We start from the raw sequence: 275 nt of genomic DNA on the forward strand, positions 1-275 counted from the left end.
ATCCGACTTGACAGACCGCCTGCGTGCGCTTTACGCCCAGTAATTCCGATTAACGCTTGCACCCTCCGTATTACCGCGGCTGCTGGCACGGAGTTAGCCGGTGCTTCTTCTGCGAGTAACGTCAATCACTAAGGTTATTAACCTTAATGCCTTCCTCCTCGCTGAAAGTACTTTACAACCCGAAGGCCTTCTTCATACACGCGGCATGGCTGCATCAGGCTTGCGCCCATTGTGCAATATTCCCCACTGCTGCCTCCCGTAGGAGTCTGGACCGT

Annotated in this window: 1 rRNA gene; it reads right to left on the reverse strand. The window is 54.2% G+C overall.

Annotated elements, in window-relative coordinates:
• Positions 1–275: ribosomal RNA gene (locus M8013_RS00050) — 16S ribosomal RNA — on the reverse strand; the annotation flags it as partial.

Origin of the sequence: Silvania confinis, assembly GCF_025564085.1 — a bacterium.
Taxonomy (GTDB): domain Bacteria; phylum Pseudomonadota; class Gammaproteobacteria; order Enterobacterales; family Enterobacteriaceae; genus Enterobacter; species Enterobacter confinis.